Genomic DNA, 18,098 nt, shown 5'->3' with positions numbered 1-18,098 from the left:
TTGATGCTTTAAATCCTTTTGGTTGCCTCTAAAAAAAGTTTCGGATCAAGAATTGGATCCTTTGAAATTTGACCTTCTCAGATATGGCTGCCTTTCAGGTTGCATATAACGTTCCTGTATTCACGACTCGACGCATGTCGAGTGTCCGGCGTATGCCGGACCCAGGACGAATGTCCGCAGCGTGAATATGATGTTATAGGATGTCCATGTCTTCTCTGAATCACGCTAATAGGTTTTCGATTTGTTTCTTATGATGTTCATCATGGTGTACGAATATTTTTAGATATCTTTCATAGGTATAAGGTCGTTTATCATTGCCTATAAAAAAGTGAATTTCTGAATGATCTACCTCACGGAATTGGTTGACTAAATGGGTTCGAGTTTCAATAAAGGTTTTAATCATACTTTCTCTGTCTGTAAATTCTTTAGCCTTCTCTATTGCTTTTAAGTTATGGGTATCATGATCGACGAATCCTGGGAGTTTCACTTGGTCTTTTATGTGTGGGAGCATTGTATTTAAAGTATATGTATCCCAATTCCATAGATGGGTCACGACTTCCTTCACCGTCCACTTTCCAGGAGCAATCGACTTTTGCCAAGTCACATCATCAATTGATTTTACAAATTTATTGAAATGTTCAAACTGCTCTAATAGTTTCTTGTTCATCTTCTTTAGTCCCTCCTGAATTAACTTCGCATGGATTTCCTATAACATTATATCTACGAACTTCGTAAACACCTCTCTTTTCAAACAATATCCGAACTACATATATAATATAACCCATATTAATCCATCTGCGAAGTCACGAACATACTCAAAAAAGCAGCCCCAGTGTGAACTACTCCATTCGTTAGACATAACTAACCTGTTGGATGCAGTTTAACATTTGGGCTGCTCTTTCTTCACTCAACAAAAGAAGATTTACGGATAACCTTTAGTGATCAACCTTTGCTCTCCTTCACCTAAAATATTTACTTCGCTCCGCTACTCCACACCACGCGCTCGCTCATCGCTTTATGTTGTGCAATCAGACAGAGTTCTGCGGCTTTGAATGCATGTTCCTGTGTCATGGCTGTCTCGGTGCGATCCAGACAATCGCGAATGAGTTGGCCGAAGAACGGGTAACCTACCTTGCCTTTTACATTGTAGCGGTACTCCCCTTCATGATTGACCAGGTACACCTGATCCCCCTGAGGTTCCCTTGCGATGTCGATATACTTCCGCAGCTCGATATAACCGTCCGTTCCCAGAATAACTGTACGCCCATCGCCCCATGTGCCCAGACCATCCGGTGTGAACCAGTCCACTCGGAAGTAACCGGAAGCTCCGTTATCACCAATCAGAGAAGCTTCGCCGAAGTCTTCCAGTTCCGGGAACTGTGGGTGATTGAAGTTATGCACACGACTGAACCCTACCTCAGCGTCCGTACATGATGCAAACGTCAGAAATTGTTCGATCTGGTGACTCCCGATATCACAGAGAATGCCGCCATACTGCTCATGCTTGAAGAACCAGTCGGGTCTTCCTCCAGCATTTAAGCGATGCGGGCCTGTGCCCATAACTTGCACTACTTTGCCGATTGCCCCTTGTTCGATAAGCTGCCCCGCATAGATCGCACTTTCTACATGCAGTCGTTCACTGTAATACACCATATACTTTTTGCCTGTTCGCTTCACTTCTTCTCGTGCAAGCTTTAATTGCTCCAGTGTGGTAAATGGCGCTTTGTCTGTAAAATAATCCTTGCCTGCGGCCAGAACTCTCATGCCAAGCGGCGCACGATCTGAAGTGATCGCTGCACTTGCCACCAATAACACCTCATCATCGGCGAGCACTTCGGCTTCAGATCCAGCAACTTGAGCCTGTGGGAACTGCTTCCGAAATGCCTCTACCTTCGCCGGGTCCGGATCATACACCCACTTGAGAGTAGCTCCAGCCTCCAACAATGCCCCAACCATGCCGTAGATGTGTCCGTGATCCAGCGCAACAGCAGCAATCGTGAACTCACCCGGACCACATACGACCTCTTTTGTAACACTTTTTGGTGCATAAAACATCCCGTCTTTAGCCATGTCATCCCATCCTTTTTATAAAATGTTGATTACAATGAACTCGTCTTACATAACAAATCGTCTTCATTTAAACGTCTGACTCAAATCAGCAGGTTGACTGCCACTGAATGCCTTGTCTTTCTTCGTCGTTGAGCCAGCAATGCGTTCCTGCAGATGCTCATAGAACAGATCCTCATCGATCGGCAGATCCACCCAGTTATCCGTCCAGGTGGACAGCAACATAGCGTTCGATAACGTCAATCCGTGTATACCATCCTCACCGGGAGCAATAAGTGGTACGCCTGTACGAATCGCATCAACCCAGTTACGAATCAGACCCGGGTGACCCGTTTCCACACCTGTAATCGGAATCTCGCATTTCCAGCATTCTGGCTGTCCAAAACCTCCGGTAAACCGCTGATTGAATTCAGGCTCAGATTCCCGAAGTCGCCAGAACGTAAGTTTTCCATCTTCGATCACGATTTTACCCCGGTCTCCGTTGACCTCGAATCGATTGGTACCCGGTGCTTCTCCAGTAGTCGTTACGAAGACACCCGTTGCTCCATTTTCATACTCCACATAAGCTGTTACATCATCTTCCACTTCAATGTTCCGATACTTGCCAAACGAACAGAACGCACGCATTCGTACCGGCATCATGCCGATGGTCCACTGCCACAGATCCAGTTGATGGGGGTCCTGGTTAATCAGTACACCGCCCCCTTCACCTGCCCATGTTGCCCGCCAGCCGCCGGAATCATAGTAACTTTGGGATCGATACCAGTTCGTAATAATCCAGTTGGTACGCCGTACTTCACCCAGTTCGCCCGAAGCAATCAAGTCTCTCAGCTTAATGTAGAGTGGATTGGTTCGCTGGTTGTACATCATGGAAAAGACTTTGCCACTGGCTGCGGCCGCTTCATTCATCTTGCGTACCTGTTTTGTATACACACCGGCCGGCTTCTCGATCATGACATGCAAGCCATGCTTGAAAGCCTGAATGGCCTGTTCCGGATGATCATAATGCGGCGTTGCAATAATGACTGCATCAATCGTACCCGAAGCCATCATCTGCTCTGCATCCTGCCAATAGGTGACCGTTGCCGGAAGGTGACTGGATACCCAGCTCTCCATCTCTCTTCTTACATCACATACGGCGACCAGCTCTGCACCGGGTACTTCTCCAGCCACCAACGTTCTGGCATGTGCTGCTCCCATGTTTCCTATACCAATCACCGCTACTCGTACGATACTCATGACTGCTCCTCCTCGTCCACACGACGCTCAATTTCGGCGAAAACGTCTGCAAAATGCTGTAACATCGCCTTGGATTCCAAGGCACCACTAAAGTCCTCAATTCCGTAGTATCCGTCATACCCAACGGCACGAAGATCCCGCACCATCTGTACCCAATCGACCATGCCTTCAGTCAGCGGCGTCCAGTGACATTTCCAGGCTGTATTCAAAGCCACTCCGCTACTCTTCTCAGTCACATTAGCCTTTTGTGAATCTTTCCCTTCTGGTTCAAACCACCCGGCATTTTTTACATGCACATGAGCCAGATAAGGCCCCAGCAACTCAAGTCCCATCCGATGATTCTCATATCCTTCATGCACCATATTGCCTGGATCGTACAATACACCAACATGCTGCGGGTCGAGCAATTGCACAAGCCGATAGGCCAGCGATGCCGTCGGTGCTATCGTCTGATGATGCGTCTCTACAATCGCCTTGATGTTGTACTGTTTGGCCAAATCCTGTACTTCACTCAGGTAATCAACGGCTTTACGATATAACTCAGGATAACTGGTCTTGCGATCATATCCAGGAACACCTACACGCATCATTGAAGCTCCTAACCCAGCCGCAACCTGAAACGCCTGTTCGGTGGCAGAAAGATCTCCACAGTTCAGATAAGGTACAAGTGCGATGGATTTTCTACCTTGCCCTAACGCTGCTTCACGAAAAACAGTAACCTGTTCCTCCCAGCGGCTCGGATCTACCGAGCATCGATTATTTCTCCAGTAAGAAGGCTCTTCAGACATAGCATCTTCAGGAATTCCACGGAATCTCCACTCAATTCCATCAATTCCCGCTGCTGCCGCAGCCGATGCCAGTTCTTCTGCATTCAGATCAGGGGTAGCCACCGTGAATACAGACAGTTTCATCATGATCCATCTCCTTATGTAAACGTATTCATTTCATGTCGTAAAGGCATTGTATCACTCCACTGAACGTCACCATAGGGGAAAAGGCCAACAGATGAATGACAGATAACGATCAGAGCACATTCCCCATTCAGAGATAACTTCTCAAGAGAATGATGTGATCAAAAATCAAAAAAGACATCCCTGGAACAGATTTGAATTCTGCTCAAAGATGCCTTGTACAATAATCATATATATAATATGAAATTTAAGGAAAAGGTTCCCTATCAGTTATCAAGTCGCCACTTCAGTAGCTGGTTCTGGTTCTGGCTCTTGTACTCGTCCAACTTGCAACCAGCGCTTATCTCTCTAATCCCGATCAAAGAACACATGTTCAGCCTGTATTTTCCCCTGTTCTATTGTCATGATGCCAAATGAGTATTGTTTCTGAAAACGCCGATCCGTAGGCGACCCCGGATTAAATACCAGTGTGTTGTCCACGGTATGCATCACCGGGATATGTGAGTGTCCGTAGATCACAGCATCCACATGCTGGCCTGCAAACGTATGAATTGCATTCTGCTCCGTACCCTTTGATCCCAGATGACCGTGCACAAGACCCAGACGAAGCCCTTCCACTTCAACAATACGAGAATATCCCAGTTTTTCAGCGATTTCGGACGGGTCCGTATTACCCGCTACACCTTCAACTGGTGCATACTCACTAAGCAATGGGTATACACTCCAATCCGACCAGTCACCGGCATGAAGAATGAGATCTGCACTCGGCAATACATCCAGGAGCCTAGTCGGTAACTTCCGTGATTTACGTGATAAATGCGTGTCAGAGATGACTAAAATCTTCATATAACAACCCACCTTTCCTTTAAGAGGTCGTTCAAAAAGTCCGCTTTTGATTACGAAGGATGCCTAACGGCATCGCAGCATCGAATATGGAATTCATCCCATCTTCTCGGTACTGAAAACCACCCTTTTTGAACATGCACTTTAAGTCTTTATTGCAATCTATTCTGTCTGTGATGGAACAGCTTGCATCTGAGTACAGGAACGTTCCATATCTTCGAGTGTAATGGATGCAAAGAACTGCTCCACCTTCGCCTCGGCAACCTGATACAGATTGGTCAGCAAGCTGTCTATATGCAAGCCCACTTCACAATCCGGGTTACAATTGCCGTGAATCGGGAACAATGGACCTTCGTCCTTGGCAGCCTGATAGATCATGGCTAATGTGATTTCACTTGATGGCTTCGCTAAGTAAAAACCTCTTGTTCCAGGAGAGGAGTTCACCAATCCTGCCTTTTTCAGCCCGCCCAGAATACGTCTAACGACGACAGGGTTGGTATTCACGCTACCTGCAATATGTGCAGACGTGATTCGTTCAGGCGCGCTGAGTGACAATAACAACAAACAATGCACACTGACCGAAAAATGAGTACTCATGATTAACCACCTTTATTTAATATAATCCAGGACATGCTGACGTTATTCAGAGAACAGATCCTTTTCGGGACGTGCTCTGATCTTGAGCTGTCGCACACTGTATTCCAGTTGTTTCACAATATCATCCAGTTGTTTGCGATCAATCTTGGTTGGATCTTCCACCGGTTTCGCGGACGACTTGAGATCGCGGATCGTTAACTGCTGTTCTTGCCATTTGTCCATCAGATCTGCAATATTGGCATAGAAACGTTCGTAATCTTTGATGACCAGATCAAGATAAGCATCTACCTCATCCGGATCATAACCACGAAGTTTATAATTAAATTGTTTTTCATGAATCGATAACGCATCTAGCTGCACACCCAATTGTTTGAACAATTGTCTTTGTTTATCCAATCTTCGTTTCATATGTTCATCCATATTGACAACCTCCATTATAGGCCAAGCCGTAGTTCTATTTCTTGGGAAGAACACACGGCAATTTCTCTCTCTATTTTTTATAACACATAATCCGTCAGATATAAAACGATACAGCCCTATTCCTCACCAAAATGATTGCTTTTCTTCCAATTCGGGTAAAGACACACTACACCCCACAACGGGAAAGGAGCATGTCCTTATGAGTACATTAACTAAAGATCAACATCAAATACTGAAAAACGCCCTTTTGGAGCAACGTGAAAACTTGCAGCGTCATTTTGAATCCAGCATGGAAGACGGTGCTCCAGTCGAGTCGCTGAAAGATTCAACCGGTGAGCTGTCCTCCTATGATAATCATCCGGCAGATGCCGGTACGGAAACATTTGAACGTAGCCGTGATCTGGCGATTGACGATACATTAACAGACGAATTCAATCAAGTGAACGACGCATTGGAACGTATGGAGCAAGGTACATATGGAACCTGTGTAACGTGCGGAGAAGATATTCCCTTCGAACGACTTGAGGCTATCCCTTATACCGCTTACTGTATTGACGACACGCCTAACCGGGAGATCAGCAACGATCGGCCCGTTGAAGAAGAGGTAATGACCATGCCTCCGAGTGGTGCTGGAGAAGGAAGACAGCAGCGGGCCGGCAAGTTCGACAACGCAGATGCCTGGGAAGCGGTCGAAGAATATGGTACATCCAACTCCCCCGCAACCGCAGCTAAACGTGATGTGAAGGGCTACGATGAGAACATGTAACTTTGTTATGAACCGAAACGTTAAGCGTCAAAATTGATTGATTCCATAGACCGCTCCACCATTAGCCTTCCTTATCACGCATTAAAAAGCCGCCATTGGGCGGCTTTTTCTAGTTTTCTCCATAGCAGTCTCTCACATTTGCCGTTACTTGCTTCCTGCGATAACGCTAAACCCATGTATTCCATCCATTTATTCTTCCGACTCACTACCAGATGATGCAGATTCCTGCCGCTTAGACACAGATCGAGACGTTTTCGGAGTTGCTTTACCCATACTGGACGTAGCTTTCTTTTTCTCTTTTGCATCTGTCTTAGAAGCAGGTATTTTCACTATAGGTTTAGAGAGAGCAGAGAATAACTGAAAGACCTCATGTTCCCCTTGTCGATTCTCTTTTGTAGTATAGGGTTCACAGAGTTTTATGATGTTTTTATACAGCTGCTCTACTTCCTCACGGGTTGCATACAGCGTGATGTCCGAGAGAAACATCCGATCTTCGTTTTCCGCCTGATGCATGAATCGCTGACGACTCTGTTCGAACATTTCATTTAATAATTTGAGCGTCTCGGACCGAAACACCTGTTTCAATGGAGAGTTTTCCTTGTCTTCATCTTCGTGACGGAGATGGATCTCTCCGGTGAATGGTTCATAATATTTGGCGATAATCCCATTAATCTCACGCGTGGAAACGATGGTCAACAGACCAATTTTCTCCAGCTTTTTTACATGATAGTGAACTTTGGCTGGCACCTCACCCATCTGGTCGGCGATCTCTTTAACAGTGGATGGTCTGCCCTGCTTGTTAAACATATTCATAATCTGTATCCGATACGGATCGGAGTAGATTTTAATTTCTTCAATTGTTGAAAGAACCTTGTGCGCCATCCCTGTATCCTCATTTCCGGAGTACCTGTTGTCCATCGATATCTCTATTATAACGTTGCGTCAGGACTTCGGTCAAAACGAGCGAGAAATGACTTGATACAGAAAATTGGCTAATGATCACTTCTGAATATCTTCACAGGGCACTTCGAAAACTTTTGCTAAACAACAGCATACCTGCTGACATGGCAAGCATAATACCAAAAACGATAAACAGAACGGGCATGGTCATCCAATCTGCAAGTGCTCCCGAAGCCAGACTCCCAAGGGGTGCAACACTCAAGACGAGCATACTTTGAAGGGCATACACTCTACCCAGCATCTCCGAAGGGGTAACTTCCATAAGATAGGTGGCCAGCGGTGTTGTAGCCAGCGGAATCCCCATACCCATCAGTAGACAAAAGGCCGCTGCAACCGGCAGTTGGAAGGAAGTCATGTAAGCGGGTAGTGCCGTCATCGCATAACTGAGACCCAACATGACAATACCGCTGATGACCAGCACACTTTTACGATAATTCGCTCCCCTTTGTGTCAACCATACACCGCTAAGCAACATACCTCCCACCATCAGCCCACTAAGCAGACTTAATCCCCCAGCGCCAGCATGCAACGTTTCAATGACATAGGGTGTACGAAGAACATTAAACGGCATCAGGCAGAAATTAACGAAAGCAAACAGGATGGAGACAATTAACAATAAGGCATGTTTACGGAGAAAATGAAAAGCTTCCGCCATTTCGGAGAATATACTACTTTTTTTGGATGAAAGAGAATTCATTTCAGTTAATGTTTTATCTTCATTGTTAGCAGATGTTGAGACTTCAGGATAGCCGACTCGGCTCATAATTAAAGCACTTAGCGCAAACAATCCAGCATCAATCAGGATCGTCCAGGCAATGCCTATTGTAGCAATAAGGGCACCAGCCGCTGCAAGTCCTGCGAGTTCGGCCACTCTGGTTGCGGAAGAGGACATGGCATTACCTGAAAGCAGCATCGATTGGGGAAGCAATCGGGGGACACTGGACACTTCCGCAGGAGTAGTGAAACATTCCAGCAAAGAATTCAGAATTGTAATGACAAACAGATGCCAGACTTCAAGTTGACCCAATCCAAACAGCAGAGCTGTAATCCCCACAAACAACCCGCGACCGGTATTCGTAATCACAATCACTTTTTTCGGAGACATGCGATCAACCAAAGCCCCGGCGAACAGACCCAGAAGGATATTGGGCAAAAAATTCACCGCCAGCAACGTACCCATCAGCACTTTCGAACCGGTTAGAATGTACACCATCCAACTGTAGGCAATCGAGTCAATCGAATCACCAAATCTGGATACAACTTTACTAAGCATAAATTGCATGTACGGTCTGATTCGTATTAACTCACCCATACCTTGCTTGCCAACTGCTGTGTTATCGCTCATCCCTTTTCACTCCTCAACGTTAAAATATTTTTCATGTTAATTTTATTTTAACGTAAGTTATGCAGAAATCAATACCTCCGTGAAAATAATTTTAACGATAAATAAGCAAAGTTATAGCTCGCTATTCTTTCAGAGAATTCGTAATCAACACAGGGACTTTTGGGACAACCTTTTTGAACAACCTCCTATAACACAAAAAAAACAGACCACATGTGGTCTGCTCGGCTGGACGTATTGTATTTGAACTGTCTTTATTTGCTGCCTACTTCTCAACAAGCAATTGAAATCCAGCCTGTTCAGCCTGTACCTCCAACATCAAATCACGTACCCGGTTTGCTTCATTCCCAAGGCGTTCTTCGCTGATTTGGTAGTTGGTCCATTTTAGCTCAAGTGGAAGTTCAATCGTACCCGTCAAACAATCCCACAATGCATCAAGATTACCGCCATAAAAATCCGGTAGCTTCAGCTTGTCCTTTAATTGTTGATGAAGTTCAGCGCTACTCGTAAAGCCTTCTCCATCCAGAATCACGGTATTCATGGCTGCTCCTTCCTCTACTTCAAACGTGTAAATGATGCATAGTGATCTGTCGTTTTGTAGATGAGTCCATCATTGGAGTACACAATTCGATCCGAATTACGGAAGCCGGAAGTATAGTTAATATCCGCTTCGCGCCATGTACGTCCGCTGGCCGAAGGCAGAAGCCCCTCCCGATTGCCAAATGTATCCCCACCGATGCTTTTCCCAGGAGCAACTACAGCCAAGTTTCCTTTTGACGCTACCCAGCCAAGTCCTGTTGCCTGTGATTTGGTAATAAAGTTACATGGCAACGTTCCATTTGCACTCAAATAATTTGCTACACCTGTAAACGTATTGATGATGGTACATGTTGCAGCAGATGCCTTCTGCTGTGCGACTGGAGTGAACTGTGAACCTGTGAGGAAAACAAACGTTAACAACAATGCCAGTAATGCGGTGGATATCAATTTTTTCATCAATCCGGCCTCCCGATCCCTCAAAGTAGATGAACGTTGTCACGATATGCGTTCTGCAAGCTGTAATGGTCTAGTTGTATGTTCTGCTAGATTATAGTAAACAAGTCATCTCATGACTATTTATATCACATCATTTTGGTAGAAATATCAAATAAAGACGTTGAATTTGTAAAATATTATAATGGTAACATTTTAAGACAGAAAACAAGACTCTCATCCCTGAAGATGGAGTCTACTTTTCTAGTATGTTTAAACTGACCTGACCTAATCTAACCGATCAATTGCACACGTTGACGAGTTCGAGCCGATTCCAGGCACGCATCAATAACGCGCATGTTTTGAATGGTATTTTCCGGACTGAAAGGTAAGGCCTCTCCTTCAAGCACAGCCGTTGCAAACGTCTCCACCTGAAGCACATAGGAATTCGACACGGATACACGTTCCTCACGGCTGACCGAATCGGTGTGCACAATAATCTGAGGTGGAATATCGCTGTTCTCCCAGCCAAATACTTTTGGCAGTTCAATCCGCCCTTCCGTCCCGAGAATCTCCATCTCCGCTCGACCTGAAGCCCACATGCCACAGTCAAAAGTTAAAGCTACCGAATTCGGAAACTCTACCAGTCCCGACGCCATCATATCCACGCCATCATGCTCGTCCGAGAATAGAGCGTGAACTGTCACCGCTTCCGGTTCCTGTCCCAGATACATCCGGGCCGCCGAGATCGGATACACGCCAAGATCGAATAATGATCCGCCGCCCATCTCTCTTTTGAACCTTACATTCTCCTTGTCATCAGCGGTATTACAGGTAAAATTACCATGGATGGCTCTGACGATGCCAATCTCTCCACTAGCTATAATCTCTTGCACACGTCTGTGCTTGGGATGATATCGATACATAATCGCTTCTGCAAAAAGAACACCATGCTGATGACATACCTCGATCATTTCTGCCGATTCATCTGCATTCAAGGCAGCCGGTTTCTCACACAACACGTGTTTGCCAGCCTGTGCCGCTTTGATGGTCCATTCTTTGTGCATATGGTTAGGCAAAGGAATATAGACGGCTTCAATGTCCGGATCAGCGATGAGCTCTTCATAACTGCCATACGATCTGGCAATGCCGAGTTCTTCGGCAAGGGTTTCTGCCTTTTCTTTGCTGCGGCTGGCAATTGCCAACACCTCACCACGTTCAGACTGCTGGATCGCCGGAATGACTGCATTTTTGGCAATGGTTGACGTACCGAGTACACCCCACTGTAACTGTCTGTTCATGCTCATCTTCCTTTCGTACCGTAATTGTCCTCTTCTGCCTTGTGTAACATGCCGAGACAACGATCCAGATCCGTTTTGACCTGTTTCTTGTATAACTCAGCTTTTTCCGCACCATCATCCGTAAAATGATATAAAACGATTTCCTGAAAATCGACCTTTGGATCATTGCCCTTCAGCTTCTTCGTGCGATAAAAAACACCTTGCTGTACCAATTCATGCAGTGCCCGATATACCTCGCTCTGGGGTGGTACATAACCGTAGTCTTTGAATTCCTGCTTCATCGCCTCCAGCATCTCGTAACCATACCCCCTGTGCTGTTCAACCATCGTAATCAGATACAGCTTGATAAATGCCCGCTGTGCAATCATAAAAGCCACGTTCATTCCCCTCCTGTCAGAACCTATATATCTAGTATTATAAAACTTATGTTCGGGTTCTGCCATCTTTCTCCGCTTTGCCTCCCTTTTATCCATCTTCAAGGAGGGCGAGCAAGAAATCGTGTGAATACGCGTTAACCTGGGGGAAGCACGGAAAAAGGTTTTCTGTTGTGAATTTTTCAGGTAATGAAATTTTAATTTTTATTCAAAAGAATCAATTTCATAATACTTTTAGCTGCTTCAATCAAGGCTGGATATAGATCGAAACGGTTCAATTTGTCTATATCCAGTTACAGAAACTCATTTTTAGTGAGTTATGAAATTGATTCAAAAGTTGTTTATTTCAGGGCTCAGGGTGTCGTGAGATCGAATTTTAATGACAAGAAAGTCTGTGCAAAAGCTATAAAAGCTGTAATACCTGTGCTCTGTATCTTGTGTTCGTATACTCTCGTACTCCCGTACACTTCTGTGCGGCTGTGGTGATCTATTGTGAATTTTTCATATGTTGATGTTTTCATTTATTGCGGACAGATTTCGGTACGGCTCCCACAATCCATTTGCCCCAGCTTACACGCGAGATAAGCCATGTCACTACACAGGATAATGTAAGAGCCAACAACCAGGTGATGATCATTCGGACGACAGGGTTCCAACCCATAGCAACGTAAAACAACTCATCCGGAATGTAGCTATACCGCAGCATCAACATATGCATCAGATAACCGCCATACGATACACCACCAATCCATCCCAGCAATCGTGTAGCCATGAGGTTATGAAGTTTTCCTGCCAACTGGTACATGACCATAATGGAAGCGATCAGAAAGAGTGCCATATCAGGGCGGATCAAGCTGACTGTGTAGAACGTAATTTTGATTCCCTCCGGCTTTTGAAACTCCAGCATTAATAAATAAGTAAACCGCAGACCCAGAACAATAAACACTGTCCAGTATATCCAGCGCAATCGATGAATCCATTCATTCCAGTGCTGGACGGATAACCCCGCTGCTGCACCAAGTACAAAATAAATAAAGAAATAGAGGAAATTACGGTCTGCATACGTTGTAAAAGCATCTGTCAGCACCGGGATATTCAGCCGTTCCATGAACTTGGCGATGTTTCTTAATTGATCCGCAAGTACAAGATACACCACACCAGAAATCAATAATGCGATCAAGCGCCCCTTGGCCTCATATCGGTTATATACATAACGAATGGCTCGCAAAAAGAGCGGAAATAACAGATAAAACTGAATCAACATAATGATGTACCAAAAGTGTGAAGTCGTTTTGCCCGTAAGCAACTTCAGGCCTAGGTCCGGGATGTCATTCCATCCAAATCCGGTCCAGCCCCGCGGTGCAAGTGTAAAATAAATGAGTGACCAGATCAGATAAGGCACGATCACGTCGTTTACTCTTTTTCTCATAAACTTGCCGTAATTCAGCTTGTCTCCCGTGTTATAAAACAGCACCATACCTGTTATGAATATGAATAAAGGAACTGCAAATTTGGAGAGCATCAGCAGTATGGCCAGTAACACGCCATCCTCCAGTCTCGTTTCCGGGACTAATGAGTAATGTGCGATGGAATGCTGGAGAACCACCGCTCCAAAGGCAATTCCCCTTAAGCTCTCTATTTCTGTAATTCGTTCTTTGCGAGGCATACATTCAGCCATCCTTTCTTGGTTTTGCGATAAAAACAAAGTACAATGAAGCCGTATATTTAATGAACGGAGTTGATTCACATTTCTTTAACAGACAAAGACGTAACCACTACCGATTCCAAGTATGTCCAGCAACATCTGGCTAACGAGCGAACTTTTCTGGCCTGGGTACGCACCGGTATTGCCATGGCGGGCATCGGCTTTCTTGCTGCCGGATTTGGCTTCAATTCGTCGGCGTATGATCGGCTTGCACATATTGCGGCGATTATTACGGGTATCACTTCTCTGATTGGGGGCATATCCATCATTGTGTATTCGGCAGCAGCGTATCATCGGAAGCGTACACAAATCAATGAACAGACGTTTCAGGCATCGACCGGATTAATCCGGTTTCTTACCATGATGTTACTGGTGATTGGACTCGCTTTGGCTGTACTGTTATATGTATTGTTATTCCCTGCTTGACTGGGTAAAAACACCATCCAACATTATTGACACCCACCCATATGCAACACAGGGACAAAAGCCGGCTTCCCTTAAGGAAACCGGCTAATGACCATCTGGTGGATCATATATGTCATTCCATTTTGCAGATAATAAGTCATTGGGTTTTATTTCATATCGATTAAATTCGCGGCAAGATCACAGGAATGTATTGTTACCGAATCGTGCTGCCTTGTTTTGGGCTTCCAATCTGCGTTCTTCCATATCCAGATCCGGACGTTCGGCTGGCACATCTCCGCGATGAGCTGCTTCGGCTCTGTCTCGGTTAAGCTGGCTGTTGCCACTGAACACATCATACACATCGGAGTCCCGATCCGTAGAATCTACGAGCAGCAGGATTTTACCATTCTGTACATACTCCTCATACTGTTTAGCGTCCTCTTCCGGAATACCAAGACCCACAAGTCCACCCACCAATCCGCCAGCTCCTGCACCCACAGCTGCACCGGTAAATGCTGCTGCGATAGGGCCTGCGGCCAGAATCGGTCCTATGCCCGGTATGGCTAGTGCACCTATACCTGCGAGCAGACCAGCTACGCCACCAAGGACACCACCTGTTGCTGCACCAGCAGCCACGCCCTCAGGGGCTTTGGTACCTGTCTCTTCCCGAATTGCCTTCAGTTCGTCCCGATCTTGTGTAACAACGGAGATTTCGTCTGAAGTGAATCCTTGTGCTTTCAGACCCTCGATAGCCTGCGATGCTTCACGTTCTGTATTAAACACACCTACGATTTTCTTTTGCATAATGAATCCCTCCTCATCTGATTGAGTGGTTCGTTATGTTATTACCCGCCTTCGTTTCTTTCAAACGCTTGCAAGTCAATATCGTATGTGTTAATAGCAATGAATTGCTGAGGTTCATTTTTTTCATGCCTCATCAGGTTGCGCCTTCAAACTCAGACATGTGATACGTTGTTAGGCATGTTCTACGTTGAAGGATGTTAGGGTCCAAAACATCTTGAAGTCCAGACTGGCTGATCCTGGCGGATTGTCCCAGACGATTTTCTAAGGAACCAAGGACGTCTTATTTAGCCTTCGGGTCTTCATTTAAGTTTGTAAGGAACATGAGACACGTTATTTACCAAAATCACCTGACAAACCCGTTGTATACAGCTGGTTATTCAGATATAAGGTGTTTCAGATTCCTTAGATTGCTGCGGGCGCTTCAAATCGCTGAATAAGACGTCACAAGTTCGTTAGCGCTCCGCTCCATGGTTCTGCTCCATGTTCAGCTCCACTCCAGGCACGTTCAGTTGCGCTTCGGCTTCGGCAGGTTTGAAGATACGCTCTAGGATGTGTCTTCAACCTCAAAAGAAGCAGATTATTCCAAATTCTCGTTCCATGCCGGAAGTTTTCAGCAGACGTCAAGGGAAAGTAACGTAGCATGGAGCGAAAAGGCAAAGTGACGTAACATGGGGCGAAAGATAGTAAAAGATGCACTTCAGCGAGTTTTGAGACATGTCCTGGTTAAAGGGTAATTCTTTAAGGTAGAGAATTATCGAACAGCTACAAAACCGACCGTTGTTCCAGCACAGTCTAAGCCTGATGCGCGCCCTTTGGGAACCTAGTCGTTAATATCTTAAAAAATGAAGTAATTCATCTATTTCCCCCGTGGTTTGGCCCGATTTGTGGCGACCGCTTCAAGTGGATTATCCGGCCAGTAGTGCTTCGGATAACGACCTTTCAGGTCTTTTTTGACGTCAAAGTACGTCTCTCGCCAGAAGTTGGCCAAATCTCGTGTAACCTGTACAGGTCGCTGAGCTGGCGATAACAAGTGGATGGTCAACGGGACTCGCCCACCCGCTATACGCGGTGTCTCCTGTTGTCCAAACATCTCCTGTAATCTTACTGCCAGCGCCGGGTCCTCTGGACGACTGTAGTCCACAGGAATACGTGAGCCACTGGGCACCTGTATATGCGTCGGCGCTTCATCGTCCAGTTGTTGTCGTTGCGTCCAGCTCAATCCACCCAGTAATACATCCTGCATCGACAATCTCTTCAGGTCGGCTGCCGATCGCATGCCTGTCAGATAAGGGGTAAGATGTTCTGCCAGCTCTTCGGTCAGATCATCTTCAATCAGGTCAGGCCACTCAGGTAGATGGAGATGCAGGAACCGCAGCCTGTCCGCAAGTTGTTTGGACGTTTTTGTCCAGGGCAGACAATCCAGCCCTTCCATCCGTATCCCGTTTAACAGTGCTTCTAGCACCTGATCTTCAGGCGGCTGTGCAATACTGCTCTCTTTAATCACAAGGGCTCCAATCCGAAGTCTCTTATGTGCCCGCACGCTGCGGGTATTGGAATCCCAGGCCACTTGCACTTCATTGTGCAGCAAGTGCTGTCCTGCCTGCAACAAGGTCTGCTCCTGCAACGGCGCAGCCAGCAGGATCCGCGCATCTGCGCCCTGGTCGTCTGCCTCGGCTGCGACCAGATACGCTGCACGGCTCAGCGATTCTGTCGCTGCGAGCCGTACGCCGCGGCCGCTGCTCAGCAGATAGCGGCCGTCCTCCCGGCGTTGCCCGATCCGGTCCGGATAGGCGAAGGACAGAAGCAATCCGCAGCTGTCCTCATCCGGCCGCACCGGATCTGCCGCCGGGCCGAGAGCCGAGCGCAGCTGGCGGCTCTCCTGGAGCATGCGCCGCACGGCCGCGCCGTCTGCGACAGCCGCTGCCGCTTGCGGCATGCCGCTGCTGTCCGCGGTCAGCAGCGCCTCTACGCGCGGGCGGAGGTCCGTGCCCGCGCCTGCACTGCCACTACTGCGGAGGCCGGCAGGCTCCTGCAGCAGTGCCGCCAGCATGCTGGCGTAGCTGGCCAGCCCAAGCTCCGCCGCGCGGAGCAGCATGCTGGCCAGTCGCGGATGCACGCCAAGCGTGTTCATCCGCCGCCCGAAGGGCGTGATGCGGCCTGCGTCGTCCAGGCCGCCCAGCTGGCGCAGCAGCACCTGTGCCTGGCCGTAGGCGGCGTCAGGCGGAGTGTCCAGCCATTGCAGCTCTGCTGGGGACTGGACACCCCAGACGGCAAGCTCCAGCGCCAGCGGCGCGAGATCAGCGGAGGTGATCTCCGGGCGAGCTGCCTCAGGCAGCCCCCCATGAACCTCTTCGCTCCATAGCCGGTAACACACCCCTGGGGCAATTCGCCCTGCACGACCCCGCCGTTGATCGGCTGACGCCTTGGACACCGGCAGGGTAACAAGCCGGCTCATGCCCGTGCGCGGCGAGAATGCCGATGCTCGGCTCAGCCCCGCATCCACCACAATCTTGACTCCAGTTAGTGTGAGGCTGGATTCCGCAATGGAGGTGGACAACACTACTTTGCGCGAGCCCTCAGCCGCCGGGCGTATGGCCTCATCCTGTTGTTCCACCGGCATACTGCCATACAGGGAATGAACTTTCACATGTCCAGGAAGAGAACCGTTCGATAACTCCCGTTCTGTACGGTGTATCTCTCTTGCGCCAGGAAGGAAAACAAGCACGTCTCCCTCCTGTTCGGCTAATGCCTTAGTCACCGTCTGAGCCGTGAATTGTTCCAGCGGCATAGCTGTTGGTCTCGGCACATATCGTGTTTCCACCGGAAACGTGCGACCCGGACAGTGAATTGATTTTGTACCTTCGCCAAGCAATGCACAGATGGGAACAGGATCAAGGGTCGCCGACATCACCAGCAATTTCAAATCTGGACGTAACATCGCTCGGGATTCCAAGGCCAGAGCCAGACCCAAATCCCCATGTAGATGCCGCTCATGAAATTCATCGAATATAATCATTGCCGTATCTTCAAGACCCTGGTCCTGCTGCAACATCCGGGTCAATACCCCTTCCGTCACCACTTCAATGCGTGTCCCCTGACTCACCCGGGTATCCATGCGTACACGATATCCTACAGTCTGACCCGCTTTTTCCCCAAGCGTAGCCGCCAGTCTCGACGCAGCCGAACGCGCGGCCAGCCTCCGGGGTTCCAGCATTATGATTTTCCGTCCCGCAACCCACGGTTCTTCCAGCAAAGCCAGCGGTACAACAGTTGTTTTTCCCGCTCCTGGCTCTGCAATTAACACACCTGTATCTTGATCCCAAAATAACTGTCTTAACTCAGGAATAACCTCTTGTATCGGTAACTCTGTATGCATATGATCGCTCCTATTG

General features: G+C 47.4%; 18 protein-coding genes. 2 read left to right on the top strand and 16 right to left on the bottom strand.

The genetic code is table 11. The features are described from left to right. Nucleotides 1–220: 220 nt before the first annotated feature. From NST38_RS12140 to NST38_RS12110, 7 genes are all read right to left on the bottom strand, one after another. Complete coding sequence (locus NST38_RS12140) at nucleotides 221–667, bottom strand: DinB family protein (protein WP_051447118.1); 447 nt, start codon at nucleotides 665–667, stop codon at nucleotides 221–223. Nucleotides 668–972: 305 nt separating this feature from the next. Further along, nucleotides 973–2,070 carry a Gfo/Idh/MocA family protein gene (locus NST38_RS12135; RefSeq protein WP_036609170.1) on the bottom strand — a complete coding sequence of 366 codons (1,098 nt, stop codon included), beginning with the start codon at nucleotides 2,068–2,070 and terminating at the stop codon, nucleotides 973–975. Between the two features lie 63 nt (nucleotides 2,071–2,133). Beyond that, the gene (locus NST38_RS12130; protein ID WP_076249766.1) at nucleotides 2,134–3,306 is read right to left on the bottom strand and encodes a Gfo/Idh/MocA family protein; all 1,173 of its coding nucleotides are present in this window, start codon (nucleotides 3,304–3,306) and stop codon (nucleotides 2,134–2,136) included. Then, nucleotides 3,303–4,217 (bottom strand): sugar phosphate isomerase/epimerase family protein, encoded by a 915-nt coding sequence (locus NST38_RS12125; RefSeq protein WP_076249973.1) that lies wholly within the window; start codon nucleotides 4,215–4,217, stop codon nucleotides 3,303–3,305. Before NST38_RS12125 ends, NST38_RS12130 begins: the two co-directional genes overlap by 4 nt. A gap of 348 nt (nucleotides 4,218–4,565) precedes the next feature. Next, nucleotides 4,566–5,063 (bottom strand): metallophosphoesterase family protein, encoded by a 498-nt coding sequence (locus tag NST38_RS12120; protein ID WP_076249767.1) that lies wholly within the window; start codon nucleotides 5,061–5,063, stop codon nucleotides 4,566–4,568. A 159-nt stretch (nucleotides 5,064–5,222) separates the two neighbouring features. Further along, on the bottom strand, nucleotides 5,223–5,657 hold the full coding sequence (locus tag NST38_RS12115) for an Rrf2 family transcriptional regulator (RefSeq protein ID WP_017689053.1): 435 nt from the start codon (nucleotides 5,655–5,657) through the stop codon (nucleotides 5,223–5,225). 42 nt (nucleotides 5,658–5,699) lie between these two features. Continuing rightward, entirely contained in the window at nucleotides 5,700–6,077 is a 378-nt protein-coding gene (locus NST38_RS12110; protein ID WP_017689054.1) for a DivIVA domain-containing protein, read from the bottom strand. A gap of 199 nt (nucleotides 6,078–6,276) precedes the next feature. Between NST38_RS12110 and NST38_RS12105 the strand changes: the two genes are divergently transcribed. Beyond that, nucleotides 6,277–6,843, top strand: coding sequence for a TraR/DksA C4-type zinc finger protein (locus NST38_RS12105; protein ID WP_036609176.1), 567 nt, complete (start codon nucleotides 6,277–6,279; stop codon nucleotides 6,841–6,843). A 189-nt stretch (nucleotides 6,844–7,032) separates the two neighbouring features. Here the strand turns inward: NST38_RS12105 and NST38_RS12100 are convergent, their stop codons facing one another. From NST38_RS12100 to NST38_RS12070, 7 genes are all read right to left on the bottom strand, one after another. After that, nucleotides 7,033–7,725 (bottom strand): ArsR/SmtB family transcription factor, encoded by a 693-nt coding sequence (locus tag NST38_RS12100; RefSeq protein WP_076249768.1) that lies wholly within the window; start codon nucleotides 7,723–7,725, stop codon nucleotides 7,033–7,035. Between the two features lie 133 nt (nucleotides 7,726–7,858). Then, a complete protein-coding gene (locus NST38_RS12095) occupies nucleotides 7,859–9,148 on the bottom strand; it encodes an MFS transporter (protein ID WP_076249769.1) in 1,290 nt (429 codons plus the stop codon). 262 nt (nucleotides 9,149–9,410) lie between these two features. Then, entirely contained in the window at nucleotides 9,411–9,686 is a 276-nt protein-coding gene (locus NST38_RS12090; RefSeq protein WP_076249770.1) for a barstar family protein, read from the bottom strand. A 14-nt stretch (nucleotides 9,687–9,700) separates the two neighbouring features. Further along, complete coding sequence (locus NST38_RS12085; protein ID WP_036609184.1) at nucleotides 9,701–10,141, bottom strand: ribonuclease; 441 nt, start codon at nucleotides 10,139–10,141, stop codon at nucleotides 9,701–9,703. A 269-nt stretch (nucleotides 10,142–10,410) separates the two neighbouring features. Beyond that, nucleotides 10,411–11,418 (bottom strand): Gfo/Idh/MocA family protein, encoded by a 1,008-nt coding sequence (locus NST38_RS12080; protein WP_076249771.1) that lies wholly within the window; start codon nucleotides 11,416–11,418, stop codon nucleotides 10,411–10,413. A 2-nt stretch (nucleotides 11,419–11,420) separates the two neighbouring features. Next, nucleotides 11,421–11,795: a helix-turn-helix transcriptional regulator gene (locus tag NST38_RS12075; protein WP_036609188.1), complete on the bottom strand. Its 375-nt coding sequence runs from the start codon at nucleotides 11,793–11,795 to the stop codon at nucleotides 11,421–11,423. A gap of 514 nt (nucleotides 11,796–12,309) precedes the next feature. Further along, nucleotides 12,310–13,458 (bottom strand): acyltransferase, encoded by a 1,149-nt coding sequence (locus NST38_RS12070; protein ID WP_036609190.1) that lies wholly within the window; start codon nucleotides 13,456–13,458, stop codon nucleotides 12,310–12,312. Between the two features lie 72 nt (nucleotides 13,459–13,530). Between NST38_RS12070 and NST38_RS12065 the strand changes: the two genes are divergently transcribed. Beyond that, nucleotides 13,531–13,923: a YidH family protein gene (locus NST38_RS12065; protein WP_017689063.1), complete on the top strand. Its 393-nt coding sequence runs from the start codon at nucleotides 13,531–13,533 to the stop codon at nucleotides 13,921–13,923. A gap of 177 nt (nucleotides 13,924–14,100) precedes the next feature. Here NST38_RS12065 and NST38_RS12060 read toward each other — a convergent pair whose 3' ends face one another. Both NST38_RS12060 and hrpB read right to left on the bottom strand, forming a co-directional pair. Continuing rightward, entirely contained in the window at nucleotides 14,101–14,706 is a 606-nt protein-coding gene (locus tag NST38_RS12060; protein ID WP_017689064.1) for a general stress protein, read from the bottom strand. A gap of 856 nt (nucleotides 14,707–15,562) precedes the next feature. Beyond that, nucleotides 15,563–18,082 carry an ATP-dependent helicase HrpB gene (hrpB, locus tag NST38_RS12055; protein ID WP_076249772.1) on the bottom strand — a complete coding sequence of 840 codons (2,520 nt, stop codon included), beginning with the start codon at nucleotides 18,080–18,082 and terminating at the stop codon, nucleotides 15,563–15,565. Between the last annotated feature and the right edge of the window lie 16 nt (nucleotides 18,083–18,098).

Source organism: Paenibacillus sp. FSL H8-0104 (assembly GCF_038050215.1).
Lineage (GTDB): Bacteria > Bacillota > Bacilli > Paenibacillales > Paenibacillaceae > Paenibacillus > Paenibacillus amylolyticus.
The sequence above is the reverse complement of the archived record's forward strand: the minus strand, read 5'-3'. Positions and strand labels throughout refer to the sequence as shown.